This is a genomic window from Massilia sp. LXY-5 (genome assembly GCF_059801075.1).
The window spans coordinates 1,072,326-1,091,614 of record NZ_JBNNEH010000002.1 but is presented as its reverse complement, the minus strand read 5'-3'; the positions used below and the strand labels follow the sequence as shown (position 1 = coordinate 1,091,614).

14 protein-coding genes are annotated in these 19,289 nt (G+C 66.5%); 3 read left to right on the top strand and 11 right to left on the bottom strand.

The features are described 5' to 3' along the window. Positions 1 to 12: 12 nt before the first annotated feature. Together ACI48I_RS08475 and ACI48I_RS08470 are read right to left on the bottom strand one after the other, a co-directional pair. Positions 13 to 1,482 carry a DUF7125 family protein gene (locus tag ACI48I_RS08475; RefSeq protein ID WP_498573893.1) on the bottom strand — a complete coding sequence of 490 codons (1,470 nt, stop codon included), beginning with the start codon at positions 1,480 to 1,482 and terminating at the stop codon, positions 13 to 15. Beyond that, positions 1,483 to 1,896: a hypothetical protein gene (locus tag ACI48I_RS08470; protein ID WP_498573892.1), complete on the bottom strand. Its 414-nt coding sequence runs from the start codon at positions 1,894 to 1,896 to the stop codon at positions 1,483 to 1,485. 211 nt (positions 1,897 to 2,107) lie between these two features. Here ACI48I_RS08470 and ACI48I_RS08465 point away from each other — a divergent pair, with 211 nt between their 5' ends. Further along, positions 2,108 to 3,889, top strand: coding sequence for a DUF885 domain-containing protein (locus tag ACI48I_RS08465; protein WP_498573891.1), 1,782 nt, complete (start codon positions 2,108 to 2,110; stop codon positions 3,887 to 3,889). Between the two features lie 57 nt (positions 3,890 to 3,946). Here the strand turns inward: ACI48I_RS08465 and ACI48I_RS08460 are convergent, their stop codons facing one another. From ACI48I_RS08460 to ACI48I_RS08430, 7 genes are all read right to left on the bottom strand, one after another. Further along, a complete protein-coding gene (locus ACI48I_RS08460; protein WP_193685451.1) occupies positions 3,947 to 4,327 on the bottom strand; it encodes a SpoIIAA family protein in 381 nt (126 codons plus the stop codon). Positions 4,328 to 4,337: 10 nt separating this feature from the next. Further along, a complete protein-coding gene (gene def, locus ACI48I_RS08455; protein WP_193685450.1) occupies positions 4,338 to 4,874 on the bottom strand; it encodes a peptide deformylase in 537 nt (178 codons plus the stop codon). Further along, positions 4,861 to 5,760, bottom strand: coding sequence for a UTP--glucose-1-phosphate uridylyltransferase GalU (gene galU / locus ACI48I_RS08450; RefSeq protein ID WP_193685449.1), 900 nt, complete (start codon positions 5,758 to 5,760; stop codon positions 4,861 to 4,863). The genes def and galU overlap by 14 nt, the downstream gene beginning before the upstream one ends. Before the next feature lie 28 nt (positions 5,761 to 5,788). Then, positions 5,789 to 8,146: an NAD-dependent DNA ligase LigA gene (gene ligA / locus ACI48I_RS08445; RefSeq protein WP_498573890.1), complete on the bottom strand. Its 2,358-nt coding sequence runs from the start codon at positions 8,144 to 8,146 to the stop codon at positions 5,789 to 5,791. Positions 8,147 to 8,159: 13 nt separating this feature from the next. After that, a complete protein-coding gene (locus ACI48I_RS08440; protein ID WP_498573889.1) occupies positions 8,160 to 9,311 on the bottom strand; it encodes a cell division protein ZipA C-terminal FtsZ-binding domain-containing protein in 1,152 nt (383 codons plus the stop codon). Next, on the bottom strand, positions 9,308 to 12,832 hold the full coding sequence (gene smc, locus ACI48I_RS08435; protein WP_498573888.1) for a chromosome segregation protein SMC: 3,525 nt from the start codon (positions 12,830 to 12,832) through the stop codon (positions 9,308 to 9,310). Before smc ends, ACI48I_RS08440 begins: the two co-directional genes overlap by 4 nt. 135 nt (positions 12,833 to 12,967) lie before the next feature. Continuing rightward, positions 12,968 to 15,337, bottom strand: coding sequence for a DUF1631 family protein (locus ACI48I_RS08430; RefSeq protein WP_498573887.1), 2,370 nt, complete (start codon positions 15,335 to 15,337; stop codon positions 12,968 to 12,970). 183 nt (positions 15,338 to 15,520) lie between these two features. On the opposite strand from ACI48I_RS08430, the gene ACI48I_RS08425 reads away from it, so the two are divergent. After that, positions 15,521 to 16,810 (top strand): methyl-accepting chemotaxis protein, encoded by a 1,290-nt coding sequence (locus ACI48I_RS08425; RefSeq protein ID WP_498573886.1) that lies wholly within the window; start codon positions 15,521 to 15,523, stop codon positions 16,808 to 16,810. Positions 16,811 to 16,826: 16 nt separating this feature from the next. Here ACI48I_RS08425 and ACI48I_RS08420 read toward each other — a convergent pair whose 3' ends face one another. Continuing rightward, positions 16,827 to 17,783, bottom strand: coding sequence for an IS1595 family transposase (locus ACI48I_RS08420; protein WP_193685445.1), 957 nt, complete (start codon positions 17,781 to 17,783; stop codon positions 16,827 to 16,829). 281 nt (positions 17,784 to 18,064) lie between these two features. On the opposite strand from ACI48I_RS08420, the gene ACI48I_RS08415 reads away from it, so the two are divergent. Continuing rightward, entirely contained in the window at positions 18,065 to 18,385 is a 321-nt protein-coding gene (locus ACI48I_RS08415) for a hypothetical protein (RefSeq protein ID WP_193685444.1), read from the top strand. A 287-nt stretch (positions 18,386 to 18,672) separates the two neighbouring features. On the opposite strand, the gene ACI48I_RS08410 is transcribed toward ACI48I_RS08415, so the two are convergent. Beyond that, entirely contained in the window at positions 18,673 to 19,233 is a 561-nt protein-coding gene (locus tag ACI48I_RS08410) for an ATP-dependent Clp protease proteolytic subunit (RefSeq protein ID WP_193685443.1), read from the bottom strand. Positions 19,234 to 19,289: the final 56 nt, after the last annotated feature.

The following is a 19,289-nucleotide window of genomic DNA, read 5'->3' as shown; positions in this document are numbered from 1 at the left end:
TCCCTGTTCTCCTCATGTGGGCGCCAGGCCCCGTGCCGCCCCGCCCCCAAGGACCCCGGCGACTTCGGTCGGCAGTTCGTCCACTTCCAGGCCTTCGTCGGTGATCCGGTAGGCGCGCAGGTCGGTACTGTGATCGCAGCCACGCACCTTCACGACACTCATGAATTTCTGCAGCCTGCCGTCCACTTCGGCGTAGCGCAGCGCGACGATCGCGTCGGTGAGGAAGGGAATGTTCGCCTCGCCGAAACGCAGCTCCGTAAAGATATCGTTCAGCCCGATCGTCACGATCGCGCTGACGCCCTGCTTGGCGACGGTGGACAGCAGGCGGAACACGGCCAGGCGCAAATCGGCGTGGAATTCGGGCGCCATGTACAGGCTGAACTCGGACAGTGAATCGATGACCAGGCGCGTGGCGCCGGTGCGCTGGAGCGCCTGCACGAGTTCGTCCATCAACTCGTCCACCGTCAGGTCCAGCAGGCGGCTCTCGACCACGGCGACGTGGCCATTCTGTACCAGTTCGGCCAGCTCGGCATTGCGCAATCGCGGCGTGCCTTTTTCAAAATACAGGGCGACGCCCTTCTCGCCCCGGCGCGCGCCTTCCTGCAGGAAACGGGTGGCAATGATGGTCTTGCCCGAACCGGTAGGCCCGGCCAGCAGCATCGTGTGACCTTGCGGCATTCCGCCGTGCAGCAAGCCGTCGAGTCCGGGGACGCCGGTCGAGATGCGCTCGGCCGCGCGGTCGATCGGACCGCCCGGCAACCGGTCGCTGGCCAGCGCCGGCAGGATGCGCGGATAGACGCGCAGGCCGTCGTCGGTGATGCGGAAATTGTGCGAGCCGGTCAGGTGGGCGCGCCCGCGCATCTTGACCACACGCATCTTGCGCACCACGGAGCTCTGTTCGTGCACCTGGGTCAGCGACAGCATGCCGTCGGCCACCGTCATGATCGGATTGGCTTCCGGGTCGGAGTTCGCGTATTCGCCGATCAGGAAGGTCGTCGCCTGCCAGCTCGTCATGCGCGTGCCGAGCTCCTGGATGAAGTATTGCAGGTCGGCGACGCCTTCGTTGCCGGATTTCGCCGTCTGCACCACCGAGCGGAACGAATCGACGAAGACGAGCGAAGGCGAGAAGGCCTCGACCTCGGCCATGATCCGCTCCAGCACGCCGGAGAAGTCCCCGGTGCGCAGGCTTTCGCTGAGGTTGACGTAACGGATCGCGGGGCCGACCTTCTGCAGGTCGAAGAACGAGAACTGCTGCTGGTAGCGCAGCATCTTCAGGGGCGGCTCGCCCAGCACCGTGAAGAACAGGGCCCGCCGTTCGGGGTTCGCGAGGGCAAACATCATCTGGTGCGCCAGCGTCGTCTTGCCGCTGCCCGGCGGGCCGGCCACGAGGTTGAACGAAAACTCGGGAAGTCCGCCGCCTAGAAGCGTGTCCAGTCCCGGCACACCGGTTTGCAAGAGCCCCAAGGCTACTTTATCGCTCATTTACATCTGCTCCTGTCCATGCTTCTGCCCGTCCGCGCCTGCTCGTGCGACGTGTAACAGCTGTTTCGTTAGCGCTTCGCCGATCAGGCTACCCAGCAGCGTGGTGAAAGTGTCGAGCAAGGCGCCATTGGCTGCGCCCGCATGCTCGGGCCCGATCTCGTTCAGGGTTCTGGTCAGGGACATCATCGAGCCGGCCACCGTGCGGGCACTCTCGTAGCTGCCCAGGCCCTCGAAGCGCGCTGTCGACAGGCGCAGCGCCCGGCCTAACAGCGCGCAAAATCCGCTTTCGCCGATCAGCGGCGTGAGCTGTTCGCTCAGGAGCAGCCACGGCGCCACCAGTGCCGCGGTGCCGGTGCTGTTTGCCTTGTCTGCATCGTCGGGCAACCGTGGCCGCTGGCCTTCGTTGTGGTCCATGCTCGCTGTTCAGGTGTCGTTTGTTATGTTTTCCGGACGCCGTGTGGCGGGCCGAGGCATGATTATAAGGGCAATACAGACAATTTTTATCTTCTCACATCGAGACGGCGTGAATTCCTACGCGCGCACTGGCCACGGTAGAAAGTTTCTGGCGACCTGCTTCCTGCTGCTACATAATGCCAAGCAGAAAATTCACTGCGAGGATCGGGAGATGATGAGACAGACCGTGGCCGGCGTCCTGTGCGCGGCGGGACTTTTGATGTGCACGGGCATACGCGCCGCCCCTGCCGTGCCGGCGGCATTGCAGCAATCCGCAGCGGACGACGCGCGCTTCGCGGCGATCCACCGCGCCGAGTGGCAATGGCGCATCAAGGAGCGCCTGGCAAGGGACGAGTCGGAACGCGGCCAGGTCGCAACCGATTTCGAGCGTGTCGACGCCGCCTCCCAGGCACTGCGCCTGGCGCACTGGCAAGGCGTGCTGCGCCAGCTCGATGGGATCGACCCTGCGCGGCTGTCGGCGCCGGAGAAAATCAACTACCAGGTCTACCGCGCGCAGATCGCCGCCTTTGTCGAGGAATTGCGCTTTCGCGAATACGAGCAGCCGGTCAATGCCGACAGCGCCTTCTGGACCGACGTCACCTATGGCGCGCGCCAGCCCTTCGCCAAAGCCGAGGACTACCGCAACTACCTGGCCCGCATCAGGCACCTGCCGCGCTACTTCAACGAGCAGCTGGACAACATGCGCGCCGGCCTGGCGCGCGGCTTCACGCCGCCGCGCGTCACCCTGGCCGGGCGCGACGCCGCGCTCGCCTCGGTCGCCGAGGCCACGCCCGAGGACACCGTGTTCTACACGCCCTTCAGGACGATGCCGGCCGCGATTCCCGCCGCCGAGCAGGCCGCCCTGCGCGCCGAGGCCGTGGCCGCGATCCGTACGGGGGTCCAGCCCGCGTACGCGTCCGTGCTGGCCTTCATGCGCTCCGACTACATGCCGCGCGCGCGCGTGGCCCTGGCCGCCGAAAGCCTGCCGGACGGGAAAGCCTATTACCAGTCGAAGATCGTCGAGTTCACGACCACGAACCTGACTGCCGACGCCATCCACCGCATCGGCCTGGCCGAAATGGCGAAGATCCGCGCCGAGATGATGGAGACGATCGCACAATCGGGCTTCAAGGGCGACCTGCCCGCCTTTTTGCAGTTTCTGCGCACCGACCCGCAGTTCTATGCGAAGACGCCCGAGGAACTGCTGATGCGCGCCGCCTGGATCGCCAAGAAGTTCGATGCGAAAGCCGGCCAGTACTTCGGCTACCTGCCGCGCCAGCGCTTCGCGATCCGCCCGGTACCGCCCGACCAGGCGCCCTACTACACGGCCGGCCGCGGCGGTCCCGGCGTCTACCTCGTCAACACCTACAACCTGCCGGCGCGCGCCCTCTACAGCCTGCCGGCCCTGACCCTGCACGAGTCGGCGCCGGGCCACGCCTTCCAGATGCCGGTCGCGCTCGAACAGAAAGGCGTACCGCCCTTCCGCCGCGCCTACATATCCGCTTTCGGCGAAGGCTGGGCGCTGTACACCGAGCGCCTGGGCACCGAGATGGGCATCTACGAGACCCCGTACGAGGTGTTCGGCATGCTCAGCTACCAGGCCTGGCGCGCTTCGCGCCTGGTGGTCGACACCGGCATCCACGCGATGGGCTGGACCCGCGAGCAGGCGCAGGCCTATTTGCGCGAGAACACGGCGCTGTCCGAGCATGAGGTGACGACCGAGGTGGACCGCTACATCTCCTGGCCGGGCCAGGCACTGTCCTATTACCTCGGGCAGATGGCGATCATGGAAGCGCGGGCGAAGGCGGAAAAGGCGCTGGGCAGCAAGTTCGATATCCGGGCCTTCCACGATACCGTGCTGCAGCTGGGATCGGTGCCGCTGCCGGTGCTGGCGGCCCGGATCGACCGCTTCATCGCGGAGGGTGGAAAGAGTCCGTATCCGAAGGAAGGTTGAGCCAGGGTTTCCCGTACGTGTGGGCCCGGAGAGCCCATGCCGGGTTACGCATCCGCCTCAGGCGCCTTCGCGCAGCCAGGCCTTTGCCGCGTCGAGGTCATCGTAAAACACCCTGTCCTCGCCCTCGAAGAAGGCGATGCGCGCCAGGTAGGCGAGTTTGGCGCCCGGCACCACGATCGCGCGGCGCAGCTTCATGCCGCCGAGCTGGTCGTCGAGCTTCTGCTGCATCAGGGCGATGTTCGCTCCAGGCGCGATCATCGCACGCGCGTCGTACAGCACCCGGCGCAGGCCGGTCGCGTGCGCCAGTTCCACTACGCGCAGCTGGCATGCGCGCAGCACCGCTTCGTTCATCTCGCCCTGTACCTCCACCAGCAGCAGGTCGCCGCTGACGCGCACGTCGAGTTGCGGCGGCAGCGCCGCACCAGGGTCGGTCATCATACGAACAGATTCAATCATCGGCTGCCGGGTCGAGTTCGGGGAACATGACTTCGGTGAAGCCGAAGCGGGAAAAATCCCTGATCCGCATCGGATACAGGATACCGCGCAAATGGTCGACCTCGTGCTGCACCACGCGCGCATGGAACCCGTCGGCGTCGACCCGGATCGGGTTGCCGAACTGGTCGACACCTTCGTAGCGCAGGCGCGTGTAGCGCGGCACGCTGCCGCGCAGGCCCGGCACCGACAGGCAGCCTTCGAAGCCCTCTTCCATCTCGTCCGACAGTGGCGTCAGCACGGGATTGAGCAGTACCGTCTCCGGCACCTGGGGCGCGTCCGGATAGCGGACGTTGTTCTTGAAGCCGAAGATCACCAGTTGCAGGTTGACGCCGATCTGGGGCGCTGCAAGGCCGGCGCCGTTGGCCGCGTGCATCGTGTCGAACATGTCGGCCACCAGCGCCGCCAACTCGGGCGTGCCGAACCCGGTCACGGGCTCGGCCACGCGCAGCAAGCGCGCGTCGCCCATCTTCAAAATCTCACGTACCGCCATGTCCGTTCTCCTTCGCCAGCTGGGCCAGGAAGCTGCGGAAGCCGGCCGCGGTTTCCGGGTGCTTCAGCCCCATCGCGGCCATCGCCTGCAGGTAGCCCAGTTTCGAACCGCAATCATAACGCTGTCCTTCGTAACGGTAGGCGAGCACGCGTTCGGCGCGCATCAGGGCGGCGATGCCGTCGGTCAGCTGGATCTCGCCGCCGCTTCCGGCACCCAGGTTTTCCAGGTGCTCGAAGATGGCGCCCGACAGGACATAGCGCCCGACCACCGCCAGCGTCGACGGCGCCTCTTCCGGCAGCGGCTTCTCGACGATGCTCGACACCAGTTCGAGATTGCTGCGGTAGGACTCGGCCCTGACGATGCCGTACTGGCGCGTGTTCTCGCGCGGCACGTCCTGTACCGCCAGCAGGCTGCAGTTCTCGTAGCCGTAGACCTCGGTCATCTGGGCCAGCACCGGCGCGGTGCCGGGCCTGGTGTCCATGAAGTCGTCGGCCAGCAGCACGGCGAAGGGCTCGTTGCCGACCACCGGCCGCGCGCACAGCACCGCGTGGCCCAGGCCCAGGGGCGCCGACTGGCGGATGTAGATGCAGGTGACGTTCTTCGGGATCACCCCGCGCACCAGCTCGAGCAGGGCCTGCTTGTTGGCCGCTTCCAGCTCGGCTTCGAGCTCGTAGGCGGTATCGAAATGGTCTTCGATGGCGCGCTTGTTGCGGCCGGTGATGAAGATCATTTCGGTGATGCCGGCGGCGACCGCCTCTTCGACCGCGTACTGGATCAGCGGCTTGTCGACGATCGGCAGCATTTCTTTCGGCTGCGCCTTGGTGGCGGGAAGGAAGCGGCTGCCCAGGCCTGCGACGGGAAAGACGGCCTTGCGAATCTTGTTCATCTCGTACTCTCTTCGTTTATGTATTCTGTCATGTGGCGTTCGCCCCGGCGAGCAGGGCCAGCAGGCCCGCTTCGTCGAGCACGGTCACGCCGAGCGACTCGGCTTTGGCCAGCTTGCTGCCGGCCTCCGCGCCCGCGACGACATATGAGGTCTTCTTCGACACCGAACCGGACACCTTGCCACCTGCAGCCTCGATCAGCGCGCCGGCTTCATCGCGCGACATCGTCGGCAGTGTCCCGGTCAGGACGAAAGTCTGCCCGGACAATGCGCCCGCATCAAGGGCGTCCGACTCCTCGGGCAGCTGCGCCAGCAGTTCCCGGCGCAGGTCGGCTAGGGCAACAATGGTCTCGCGCTTGCCCGGCTGCGCCATCCAGGCTTCCAGCGCGGCGACATTCGTTTCCGGCAAGCCGAACACGCTGAATACGCGCAGATGGGCCAGGTCCTCGAGCGTGCGTCCAGCCAGCAGCTGACGCGCGCGCGGCTCGGTCAGTTTCGGAATGCCGAGCGCGGCCAGCAGTTCCACTTCGTCCAGGCGCTCGCGCAACGCGGCCTTCGGCGGGTGTTCGCCCTGCGGCGCCACGCCGGTTTCCAGCAGCGCGTCGAGTGCGGCCTGGTTCTTCGGTTCGGCGAAGAAGTCGGCGATCGATTCGGCCACGGTGCCGCCGATATCCGGCAGCACGCGCAGCAAGGCGGCGGGCGCGCGGCGCACCAGCGCCAGCGAACCCAGCCAGTCGGCGAGGGTTTTCGCCGTCGATTCGCCCACATGCCGGATGCCGAGCGCGAACAGCAGGCGTTCCAGCGGCGGCTGCTTGCTGGCGGCGATCGCATTGAGCAGGTTGTCGGCCCATTTGGTCGGCACTTTGCCCTGTTTTACCGTCTCCGGAGTGCTGCCGTCGCGCTCGTCCGCCAGGCGCTTCATCTTCAGCAAATCGTCGAGGGTCAGCTTGTACAGGTCGGCCACGCCGTGGATCAGGCTGCACTCGACCAGGCTGTCGATATAGCGGTCGCCGAGGCCCTCGATGTCCATCATGCGGCGGCCGGCGAAGTGGCGGATCGCTTCCTTGCGCTGGGCCGCGCAACTGAGGCCACCCGAGCAGCGGGCCACCGATTCGCCCTCTTCGCGCACCACGTGCGAGCCGCACACCGGACAGGTGCCCGGCAGCGTGTAGATCGGCGGCTCCGGCACCGGGCGGCGCTCGAGCACCACCGACAGCACCTCGGGAATCACGTCGCCGGCGCGGCGCACGACGACCGTGTCGCCCACGCGCACGTCCTTGCGGCGCACCTCGTCCTCGTTGTGCAGGGTGGCGTTGGTGACGGTCACGCCGCCGACCGACACCGGCACCAGCCGCGCCACCGGGGTGATCGCGCCGGTGCGGCCGACCTGCACGTCGATCGCGGACACCGTCGTCAGCGCTTCCTCGGCCGGGAATTTATGGGCCAGCGCGAAACGCGGCGCACGCGACACGAAACCGAGCGCGCGCTGGTCCGCCAGGCGGTCGACCTTGTAGACCACGCCGTCGATCTCGTAGGGCAGGCCGGGACGCTTCTCGCCGATGCTGCGGTAGTAGCCGAGCAGGCCATCGCGGCCCGTGACGACCGCGCGTTCCTTCGACACCGGCAGGCCGAGACGGACGAACCAGTCGAGCACCGCCGAATGCGATTCGGGCATCGGCGCGCCTTCGAGCAGGCCGATACCGTAGGCGAAGAAGCGCAGTTTGCGCTGGGCCGTGATGCGGGCGTCGAGCTGGCGCAGGCTGCCGGCGGCGGCGTTGCGCGGATTGGCAAATTCCTTCTGGCCGGCGTCGCGCTGGCGCTGGTTCAGCTTCGCGAAGTCTTCCTTGAACATCAGGACTTCGCCGCGCACCTCCAGCACCTGCGGGATGTCGTCGCCATGCAGGCGCAGCGGGATCACGCGCACGGTGCGGATGTTGGCGGTGACGTCTTCGCCCGTGTAGCCGTCGCCGCGGGTGGCGGCCTGCACGAACACGCCGTTCTCGTAGCGCAGGCTCATCGCCAGGCCGTCGAATTTCAGCTCGGCGGCATAGGCGACCTCGCCGTTGTCGAGTCCTTCACGGACGCGGCGGTCGAAATTGTCGACGTCTTCATCGGCAAAACCGTTGTTCAGCGAGAGCATCGGCACCGCATGCGTCACCTGCCTGAACTCGGGGATCGGGGCGGCGCCCACGCGCGAGGTGGGCGTGTCGGGCGAGACTGCTTCCGGGTGCGCCGCTTCCAGCGCCTGCAGTTCGCGGAACATGCGGTCGTACTCGGCGTCCGGAATCGTCGGCGCGTCAAGGACGTGGTAGTTGTAGATGTGGCGGTTCAGTTCCTCGACGAGCGCCTTCATCCGCGCGATGTAATCGTCCGGTTCGCTAAGCTTCATACTCACTGCGGCCTCAGCTGAACAGGCGCAGCGCGCGGGTCGAGCCGGCGGGGATGTCGGCCGCTTCCATCTCGGTATAGAAATCCTTCACCTGGCCGGCGATTTCTTCCAGCGTGGAGTCGAGCAGCGGCTGCTCGAAATCGTCCACCATGGCCGCGTCCAGGCGCAGCATCAGGTCCTTCGCGCACTTCACCATCGCGCCGAAGCCGTCCCGGCTCGGGGCCACGCAAGGCACGTCGAGCAGCAGGGTCAGGCGGTCGGTGGAGTCGGCGCCCATGTTCACGTTGGTCGACAGCGTGAACAGCACACCGCCGGCGCCGTCGGGCATGGCGAAGCGGCCGCTTGGCCCCACGTCGAAGCCGGCGCTTTCCAGCGCCCCGATCAGGGTCGACATCGCCCATGGCGTGCCCTTCGATTTCAGGTTGACGCCCAGCTGGGCATCGTGGCCGGCGACGAATTTGTGCAGGGTGCGCGCTTCGCTCATCACTTCGATCATGTCCGGCACTTCCGGCTCGGCGCCGATTTCGTCGGCCACCGCGCGCAGGCGCGTGACGAGTTCCGAATATTCGAGTTCGTTCAGGGCCGTGGTGCGCGTGGCCATCTGTACGCCGGCCTGCAGTTTGGTGTAGACGCCGCCATGCACGATCGGTTCCCAGTCGCCGTTCATGGCAAGGCCGATGAAATGGATCGGCTTGTTGCCGACGCGGCGCAGCTTCTGCAGCGCCGGCAGGATCTTGTCGCCGCGCGCCGCGCCATCGAGGGCCAGCGGGATCATGCAGTCGATCAGCGGGTCGACCAGGTTCTCGGCCAGTTCGGCCGGCGGCGTGTCGGCGCTGGTACCGGGGATGGTGCCGGGCAAGGGCGCAATCGGCTCCAGCGCGGCAGGAGCATCCGATCCGCCGCCTGATGCCGAAATGCCGGTTGCGGCGCCGGTGCCGAAGCCCGGTTCGACCGGTCCCATCGACGGCGTGGCGCCGATATCGAGCACCGGTTCGCTGCGCTCGGCCGGCGTGCCGTCGGGACGCATCAGGACGTCGTCGTGGTCGGAAGCGAAGGCGCGCTCGACGCTCTTCCTCGCCTTGTGCTCCTGCCACTTGTTGTAGGTGATGACGCCGACGACGAATACGCCGCCCGCCGCGATCAGGCTCATTTGGAAGTCTGTCATGCTGCTTGTGCCTCTTGTGCGAAATGGGTGGCGGACTCCATGTCCACCGCCACGATGCGCGATACGCCCTGCTCCTGCATCGTCACACCGATCAGTTGATTGGCCATTTCCATCGCAATCTTATTGTGCGAAATGAAAAGGAATTGGGTATGTTCCGACATGCGCTTCACCATGCGGCAGAAGCGCTCGGTATTGGCGTCGTCCAGCGGCGCGTCGACCTCGTCCAGCAGGCAGAACGGCGCCGGGTTCAGGCGGAACATCGAAAACACGAGTGCCGTGGCGGTCAGCGCCTTCTCGCCGCCCGACAGCAGATGAATCGTCGCGTTCTTCTTGCCCGGCGGCTGGGCCATCACCTGGACGCCGGCATCGAGAATTTCGTCGCCCGTCATCACGAGCCTTGCCTGGCCACCGCCGAACAGGATCGGGAACAGTTCCGAGAAATGCGTGTTCACGCGCTCGAAGGTGTCCTGCAGCAGGTCGCGCGTTTCCTTGTCGATGCGGCGGATCGCGTCTTCCAGCGTGGCGATCGCCTCGTTCAGGTCCGCGTTCTGCGAATCGAGGAAACGCTTGCGCTCGGTAGCGGTCGCCAGTTCCTCGACCGCGGCCAGGTTGACCGCGCCGAGCGCAGCAATCGCATTCGTCAGGCGCGTGACCTCGCCCTGCAGGTATTGCGGCTTCAGCTCCGGATCGAGTTTGGTGGCGAGCACCGCCTCGTCGGCGCCGGTGGCGGCCAGGGCCTCGGCGAACTGCTCCTGGTTGAGGCGCGCGGCCTGCTCCTTCAGCTGCATCTCGGTGATGCGGTCGCGCTGCGGCTGCAGGCTGCGCTCGGAACCCATGCGCGATTCCTCGGCATGGCGCAGCTGCTGCGCTACCTGGTCGAGTTCATGACGCGCGTCCGACAGCGCCTTTTCCTGGTTCGTCCTGCGATCCAGCAGTTCCTGCAGGCCCTCGTGGGCGGTGCCGCTTTCCAGCGCCGCCAGCTCGGCCTGGCCGTTCGCCAGCGAGTCGGCCACTTGCGCGGCCTGTTGCGAGGCCGTGGCGATGCTGCGCCGGAGTTCCTCGATTTTCGCGCGGCCGGTCTTTTCGGCGAACAGCGCTTCCTGGGCGCCGCGTTCGAGTTCGCGCAGCTTGTCGCGCGCCTCGGACAGGGCCGCTTCGCGCTGCAGGAACAGGGTCTGGCCATCCTCGAAGCTGCCCTGCAATTCGGCCAGTTCCATGTCGAGCTGCTCGAATTGCTGTTCCGCTTCCTGCTGGACCATGCGCTGCTCTTCTTCCTGGGCCGCGATCTCGGCCAGGTCGACGTCGATCTGGCTGCTGCGCTGGTTGAAGCGCGACTCGACTTCGTTCTGGCGCACGACCTCGATCTGCAGCGCATGGGTTTCGCGCTGCAGGGTGGCGATGCGCGCGCGTGCATCCTGCAGGCGCCGCGTCAGTTCCGTCAGGGCCGCGTCGGCACGGGTGGCGCGGGTACGGGCATCGTCCGTCAAGAGGGCCTGGGCGCGCAGCTGCGTGGCCGTGTTGTCGATGTCGTGCTGGCGCTGCAGCATGCCGTCCTGCTCGGCGTCGGCCGCGTAGAAGCGCACGCTCGACGCGGTGATCACGTGGCCCTGGCGCGTGACGAAGGCGCCGCCCTGCGGCAGGCGCGCGCGCTCGGCAAAGGCCTCGGTCGCCGTCTCGGCGGCGAACACCAGGTGCAGCCAGTCGTTCAGTACGCCGCGTATGCCCGGGTCGTTCAGCAGCAGGAGGCTGGCGAAGGATTTCAGGCCGGGAGCGTTGACCGGCGCCGGCGCGCCCGGCGCCGGCGCATACAGGGCCAGGCGGGCCGGAGGAGCATCGCCGACAAAGGCCTTGGCCCAGTCGATGTTGGAGAGTTCGAGGGCGCCGGCGCGTTCGCGCAGCACGGATTCCAGCGCCGTCTCCCAGCCCTCCTCGACCTGCACCTTCTGCCACAGGCGCGGCAGCGTCTCGAGTTCGTGCTTGCGCAGCCAGGGCGTGACCTTGCCCTGGGTTTGCACGCGGTCCTGCATCTGCTTCAAGGCCGCCAGGCGCGCCTCCAGCTGGGCGTTCTTCGCTGCCTCCGACTGCGCGGCGGCTTGCGCTTCGCGGCGCTCGGTCTCGGCAGCGTCCTGAAGGGCCGCAGCTTCTTCCTGCAGCAGGGTCTGCTCTTCCAGCGCCTCCTGTTTTTCCTCCAGCTGCAGGCGCAGGTTGGCAAGGTGCGCGCTGTCCGGCGGCGCCAGCGACTTCTTTTCAAGCTGCAGGCGCTCGCGCCGGGTGGCGAGACCGTTCAGGATGTTGCCGGCATTGCGTCCGTGCGCGGCGGCCAGTTCGATCCGCTGGCGCACTTCGCCGATGCGGGCGCGCGCTTCGTCACCGCGGCGCTGGGCTTCGCGCCAGGCCATATCGAGTTCCGGCAGGCGCTCGTTCTGCGCCTCGACCGCGATCTGGGCGCCTTCCGCGCGCGCCGCGAGTTCCTCGACCTTGTACGTCGCCTCTTCGATCTGCTCTTCGTATTCCTGCGCCTGCGCGAGCCACTGGTCGCGCTGTGCGGTGAGCGTGCCGAGCTGGTTCTGCAGGCGGGTGCGCGACTCGATCACGAACTTGATCTGCGCTTCCAGGCTGCCGATTTCCGAGTTCGTCTGGTACAGCGCGCCCTGCGCCGTGTGCAGGCGATCGCCTACCGCAAAATGGTGCTGGCGCAGGTGTTCGAGTTCGAGTTCGACGTTGCGCAGCTTTGCGGTCTGTTCTTCCAGGCTGTTCTGCGCTTCTTCCATCTCGCGGAAATAGCGGGTCTGTTCGGCCTTGGCTTCGTTCTTGCGCAGCAGCCAGAGCAGCTTCTGCTTTTCTTCCTGGTCCGCCTGCAGCTGGTGAAAACGGTTGGCGACCGCCGCCTGGGCTTCGAGCTTGTCGAGGTTGGCGTTCAGCTCGCGCAGGATGTCTTCGACGCGCAGCAGGTTTTCGCGGGTATCGGATAAACGGTTTTCGGTTTCGCGGCGCCGCTCCTTGTACTTCGAGACGCCCGCCGCTTCCTCGAGGAAGACGCGCAGTTCTTCCGGACGCGATTCGATGATGCGCGCGATCATGCCCTGGCCGATGATGGCGTAGGCGCGCGGACCGAGGCCGGTGCCGAGGAAGATGTCCTGGATGTCGCGTCGGCGCACCGGCTGGCCGTTGATGTAATAGGTGGATGTGCCGTCGCGCGTGAGAGTGCGCTTGACCGCGATCTCGCCGTACTGGCCCCACTGCCCGGCAGCCTTGCCGAGACTGTTGTCGAACACGAGTTCGACCGAGGCCCGCCCCGAGGGCTTGCGGTGGGTCGAGCCGTTGAAGATCACGTCCTGCATCGACTCGCCGCGCAGTTCGGACGCTTTCGATTCGCCCAGCACCCAGCGTACGGCGTCGATGATGTTCGACTTGCCGCAGCCATTCGGGCCGACCACGCCAACCAGCTGCCCAGGCACCTGGAAATTGGTGGGATCGACGAAGGACTTAAATCCCGACAATTTAATGGAGGATAGTCGCACCTTGGTTCGGTTACTCGGGAATCGATAAAGGTCGCATCATACCATCTGTTGCTTGCTTTTCGGCCAAGTTTGGGTACAAAACGGCAAACCCGGCCTTGCGGCGGCCGGCAGTCTGTGACGGGAGGGAAAAGCGGCTCAACCGGCGGCGCGCGCGGGGGGCGATCCGGCGCCCGGATCGTTCACCGCCTGCATCGCCTCGGTCAGCACGCGGCCGACCACGCCATCGAGCGCGGCGACCCGGATCGCCCCGGCGCGCAGCCCCTCGGCCAGCTTCTCGGCGGGCAGCGAAAAGGCTTCCTGGCGCAGGCCGCCCGAGAAAATGAAGAGCGAGCGCAGCGGGCTGACCCAGGCCAGCTTGAGCTTGCGCACGCTGCCGTCCGGCTGCCTGAACTCGAGGCGCGCGCCGCGCTCCAGGGCGTCGACCATGCCGGCGGCAGTATCCTGCGGCGGCGCGTCTTCCTCGGCGGCAGCTTCCTGGGCAATGCGGCGCAAGGCGTCCTGCTGGGCCGCCTCGACCGCGATTTCTAGCTGGCGTTCCGGCGACACCTCGAGCGGCGCACGCACGATGGACAGGTGGCATTTCGCCAGTTCGGCAAAGAACTGCAGGCGCTCGGCGTCGCGCCAGTTGACCGCATCGAGCCATTTGTTGAGCGCGGTGAGCAGTCCCGGCAGCTTGGCGATGAGCGCCCGGCGCTGTTCCTGGGTCGCTTTCGGCTTCACCGTCCAGACCAGCTCGTCCATCGTCCGGGTGGCGTTCTTCAGGGCGCCGGGGCGCTCTTCCTCGATCAGGTAAGCGAAGGTCAGCACGTCGACCCAGCGCTGTTCGAGAAAGCTCGAAACCACGCCCACCAGTTCGCCGTCGGCCACGCGCACCCGCACCGCCTGGCGCGCCGAACGGGCGGCCACGGTCTGTTTTTCGATTTTCGTGGCGCGGGCGATGGGGGCGGCGATCGCCTCCTCGGCGGCACGCTCCTCGACTTCCAGCTGGGCTTCGAGTTCGGCCACGGCCTCGGCAAAGGCGGCCGGCTGGGCGTCGGCCTCGCGCCCGATGCGCTCGACGCCGCGCTGCATGGCCTGCATCACCGGATCGTCGGCGCCCTTGCGGCCCTCCCAGCCCATGTTCGACAGCAGGTCGATCATGCGCCGCGCCGGGTGGGCTTCCTCGAAGAAGAAGTCCTGGTCGAGCAGCGCCGCTTTCAGCACCGGCACCTGCAGGAAGCGGATCAGTTCACGGGTCTCGGCCGGGATGCTGTCGTCGAGCAGGACGGTCTCGAAGATGCGCGACAGCAGATCGAGGGTATGCTCTTCGCCGCGCGACAGGGAACCCTGGGGCAGGCTCTGCTTGAAGCGCGGGAGGTAGAAAATGTTATTGGAAGCAGCCGGCGAGGCGCCCGCGGCGCCCGCCGGCGCTGCGGGAAGCTGGAGTCCGGCCAGCAGCCCGAGCAGCGCGCCCTGCTGGCCAAAGCCTGCGCCCGGCGCGGCGACGGCGCCCGTCGGGGCGGCGAAGCCGGGATAGGCGGTGGTGGCGGCCGGGCCGTGCGCGCCTCGCGTCATCGGCTGCGCCGTTGCGGGCGCCGGAGAACCGGCGGCAGCGGCATGCAGCGGCGCAGCGCCGAAGCCGGTCGCCGAACTCGGCCGCCATCCATTCCCTTGCGGCATATTCGGCAGGTCCGGCACCAGCGCGGCGGCGCCCTCACCGTCGCCCGCGAGCAGGCTGCGCAGTTGCTGGGCGAGCGCCGCGTCCATGCCCGGACGGCGTGCCCGCCCCGTCTCGAGCGTCTTGCTGATGTGAAAACGCTCGCGCGCACCCTTGCTGCGAGCGCGCAAGGCGGCATCGAGGGCCTCGAACAGCGGCGCCAGGTCGAGGAACAGTTCGGGGCGCAGGAGCGGCAACAGCAGCGGGTGGTCGTCCTGCTCGGGGGTAAAGGCACGCCAGGCATCGTGGATGGCGCTCAGGAAGACTTCGGGGCGGAAGGGATTCTGGCCGGGGCGCAGCGGGTCGCGCCCGAGCAGCAGGCCGATCCGCACGCACAGGCTGGCGAGCAGCTCCGAATGCGCGATCTCGAAGGGGCGGCACAGCGTGCCGAAGGCGACCTGGGTATCCATGACTTCCATCGGCACCAGGCTCAGCGAGATGGCCTCGGCCCTGCTCCTGGCGCCGGGCACCAGCTCGTCGATGGCCTCGCGCAGGGCGCGCTCGACCGCTTCGCCGGCCAGGTGCACGAAAGCATAGCTATTGTTTTTCAGGAGCTGGCCGGCCCTGGCGCGGCGGTAGGCTGCCTGGGGTTCGAGCCCGGCCGTGGTCATGTCGGCCATCGCCGCCGCCAACCGGTTCACCATCGCACCCAATTGCTCGTTCGCCCCGGCGCTGGCCTCGCGCACGAGCTCGGCCAGCACCTCGCGCGGGGGCGCAGACGCTTTCGGGCTGGCGAGATCGTTGGCGGCGTGGGCCATGGGCTTGTTCTTCCTGTGGCGCAGCGGCGCCGACACGTCATTGTTGCACATTATTTCCGAATGGCAATAGTAAGGCGTGAATTTAAACCCCACCTTTCGCTGTGGCGCTCCGGCTTCATTCGTTGACGGCATTTCCTATCGGACACTTTAGCTTGCGCTGACGCAAACGCCGCTCTTTTTGTTTCCCTAACATAACAAGGTCCCCCTTTCCCATCCCGCCCCGAGGAAGCTTCCATGAAACAGATTCGTCAGCTCGACACCAGGTTCAAGATCGTTGGCGCATTCGCGCTGCTGTTCGTACTTGGCGCGGCCTCCATGTCCTGGCTGCTGGCGCAGACGGGCGAGGCGGCCATCGCGCTGCGCGGCAGCGCCCTGCTCTGCCTGGGCGTGGGCCTGGTCGTCACAAGCCTGCTGGCCGCCTGGCTTGTGCGCGAGGCGAACCGGCCGCTGCACGAAGCGCTGATGGTGGCGCGCCGCGTGGCCGAAGGCGACCTGCGGGTGCGCGCGCCCGCTTCCACCGCGGGCGCGGCCGGCGCCCTGATGGCGGCCCTGGCCACGATGGCAGGCAGGGTGACCGGCATGATCGGCGAGGTGCGCGCGGGCGCCGCCGGCATCGTGAGCGGGACCACCGAAATCGCCAGCGGCAACCTGGATCTCTCGGGCCGCACCGAGCAGCAGGCCGCCTCGCTGGAAGAGACCGCCTCCTCGATGGAAGAACTGACCGCCACCGTACGCCAGAACGCCGACTCGGCGCACACGGCCAGCAAGCTCGCGCTGTCGGCCTCCGAAGTCGCGGTGAAAGGCGGCGCCGTCGTCAGCGACGTGGTCGGCACGATGGCCTCGATCAACGACTCCTCGAAGCGTATCGCCGAGATCATCGGCGTGATCGACGGCATCGCCTTCCAGACGAATATCCTGGCCCTGAACGCCGCCGTGGAAGCGGCGCGCGCGGGCGAACAGGGGCGCGGCTTCGCCGTCGTCGCCTCCGAAGTGCGCAGCCTGGCGCAGCGCTCGGCCGCCGCGGCCAAGGAAATCAAGGCCCTGATCGACGATTCGGTGGCCAAGGTCGACGCCGGCACCCTGCTGGTCGACAAGGCCGGGCGCACGATGGACGAAGTGGTCGGCAGCGTCAAGCGCGTCACCGATATCATCGGCGAGATCGCCGCCGCCAGCGCCGAGCAGACCGCCGGCATCGAGCAGGTCAACGGCGCGATCGCGGCGATGGACCAGGCGACCCAGCAGAACGCCGCCCTGGTCGAACAGTCGGCCGCCGCCGCCGCCGCGGTGCGCGAACAGGCGGCGGCCCTGACGCGGGCGACGGGCGGCTTCGTGCTCGCGGCGCAGGCCCCGGCGGACGCGGCGCCGGCGCGTCCCGCGACCGTGCGCACACTGCCGGTCGCGCCGAAACCCGCGCCGGCGCCGCGCAAGAGCGCGGCAAAGTTCGCCGCCCCTGTTACGCCGAAAACCGTCACGCCGATTCGCCGCCCCGCCACCAAAGCGGATATGGACTGGGAGGAGTTTTAAAAAGGCGCTGTTCGCGTTAAGTGTGGAATATGCCGATTGCCGCTCGCAGCAAAGCCTCCGACGACTTGACGCGAGCGCCGTCGAGCGCCCAGCGCCAGCCGAGATAGTTGCCGAGGTAACGGCTGGCAACCCCGCGAAACGGCTGCAGCCAGCCGCGCAGGCGGCTGTGATAGGCGTTCACATTCTGGACGTGGATCGCGCCGCGCACCCGGATTCCCGCCTGTAAGTTCACCGCTTCATGGGTGATACCGGCTTCGCGTGCGAAATGCCGGTACGCCGCATGGGCGTCCGTCACCAGCAACACGTCCGGCTCCAGTCGCACTTTCAAATGTTGGTGCAATTGCGCCTGCGTCACCGGCCCCTTGCCGGGAACCCAGTCGAGCGTCTGACCGGTCCGGTCGCGGGCGACCAGAATGCACATCTGTTCCTTTGAAATACCGCGTTTTGTCGCTTTGCCGCCGCGCTTGCGTGGAGGTCGATCGAGCGAGCGGGAACCTTTGTGTGATTCGAGCACATACATCTCGTCGGCCTCGGCGATCCCGGCCAGGCGCTGGGGTCGGTCGTTTTGAGTGAGGGCGAGAAAACGGTGGCGCCAGCGAAAGCTGGTGGCGCCGGCGACGCCGAGCTGCGCGGCGCTGCGCCGGATGCTGTGCGAGTCGAGCATGCCGCCCAGGTAATCGAGCCAGCGCCCTTTGTGGCGCAGGCGCGCCAGCGGCGTGCCCGTGAGCGCGTTGCAGGTCCTCCCGCAAGCGCGGCAACGAAAGCGTTGAAGGCCGTTGGCGCGACCGTGCTTGTGGAAGCGATTCGAGCCGCACCCGGGACAGGCAAGTTGCGGTGCTGCCGCCTGTTCGATGGCGTCCACCGTCCGATCGAGCTTGACCGTCGGCAGCAGCAGGCCGAGCAGCCGTTCGCGCTGGCGCCGGGTCAGCGCCGCCAGGTTCTTCAGGAAGTGCTCGAACTTGCGTGCTTGCATGCGAACCTCCTCTCCGGTGAAGTCTCATTTGGACCTCAGCCGTTCAAGAAGATTCCACACTTAACGCGAACAGCGCCTTTAAAAAATCGCTAACAAAAACATTGAAGTATTCGCGACATCGATTATTTTCAATATGTAGGAAAACTTCCTACACGGGCTCAGGCGGTCATCCGATACCGATTCAACAGTAGGGCTCGCATGATTGCAACACCGAATACAACTGCTGAATAAACCCGGTAGTTCGGCGAGCAGGATCATTTCAACTTTGAAAGGAAATAATCATGGCCTCGAATCAAAAGCGCACGCAAGGTGGCACCCCTGAGCAGCACGCGGAAGCCGGTCGTCAGAGCCACAAGAACGATGGCAACAAGCAGTCCGGTTCGGGCTCGGGTTCGCGTTCCGGCTCCGGCTCGGGCACCCGCGGCGGCTCCCCTGAGCAGCACGCCGAAGCCGGCCGCCAGAGCCACAAGAACGACGGCAACAAGCAGTCGGGTTCCGGCTCGGGCTCGCGTTCGGGCAGCGGCTCGGGCATGCGCGGCGGCACGCCTGAACAGCACGCCGAAGCCGGCCGTCAAAGCCACAAGAACGACGGAAAGAAGTAATTCGTCCCGCATCGCCGATTGAAGCGGCGGTGAAATAAAAGAGCCTGGCGCAGTATTGCGATCCGGGCTCTTTTTTTATGTGCCGCGGCTATTCGCCAATTACTCGGCAATATAATCAGCTTATTACCGGGTTTGCGCGCATTGCCTTATTGCCGGGTTATCTCGACAATAAATAATCGACTCATGCGAGCGACAGGCAAAACAAAGGCCGACACCGGCCTATATCGGCCAGACCGACGCATGCTGGTGCCGCCCCTGCCGGACCGGCTTGCTCGGAGCTTGCGCAATCAGATGTTGCGAAGGACAGCGCCCTTGGGCGGCGTGAAATCGGCGACGTCGTTGATCATGCCGGCGGTCTTGGCGTCGCGCGAGTTCAGGTGCAGGTCGGAGTATTGGTGGATGGCCCACTGCTCCGGCGTCAGCTCGACGTGCTTGCGCAGGATCGACTCGGTGCGCGCATCGTCCGCCCGCAGGCCCTCGACGATGATGTTGAGCGCATCGGGCCGCGAGCCGGGCGAGGCCGTCGCATGCGATTTGTGCACCATGAAACGGGCCGTTTCGCTGGCGTAACGGCGCGTGCCCGCCAGGTACATGATGACGGCGATCGAGGCGACCGCCCCGCCGTTGTACATCACGAACTCGATCGGCGACTTCGACATGAAGTTGTACAGGCACAGGCCGTCGCTGACATAGCCGCCGTTCGACTGCACCAGCACGTGGGCCGTCTCGATGCCGTCCTCGGTCATGTGGCCGACTGCTTCGAACACCCGGTGCACCATGTCGCTGTTGACGTCGCCCGACAGGGTGAACCACGCTTCCTTGCTGTGTTTTGCTTGATCTTCGCTCATAGTCTTGTTATGCCCCGCAAAGTGTGGTCCCCAGTTTAACAAATCGAGGAAAAAGC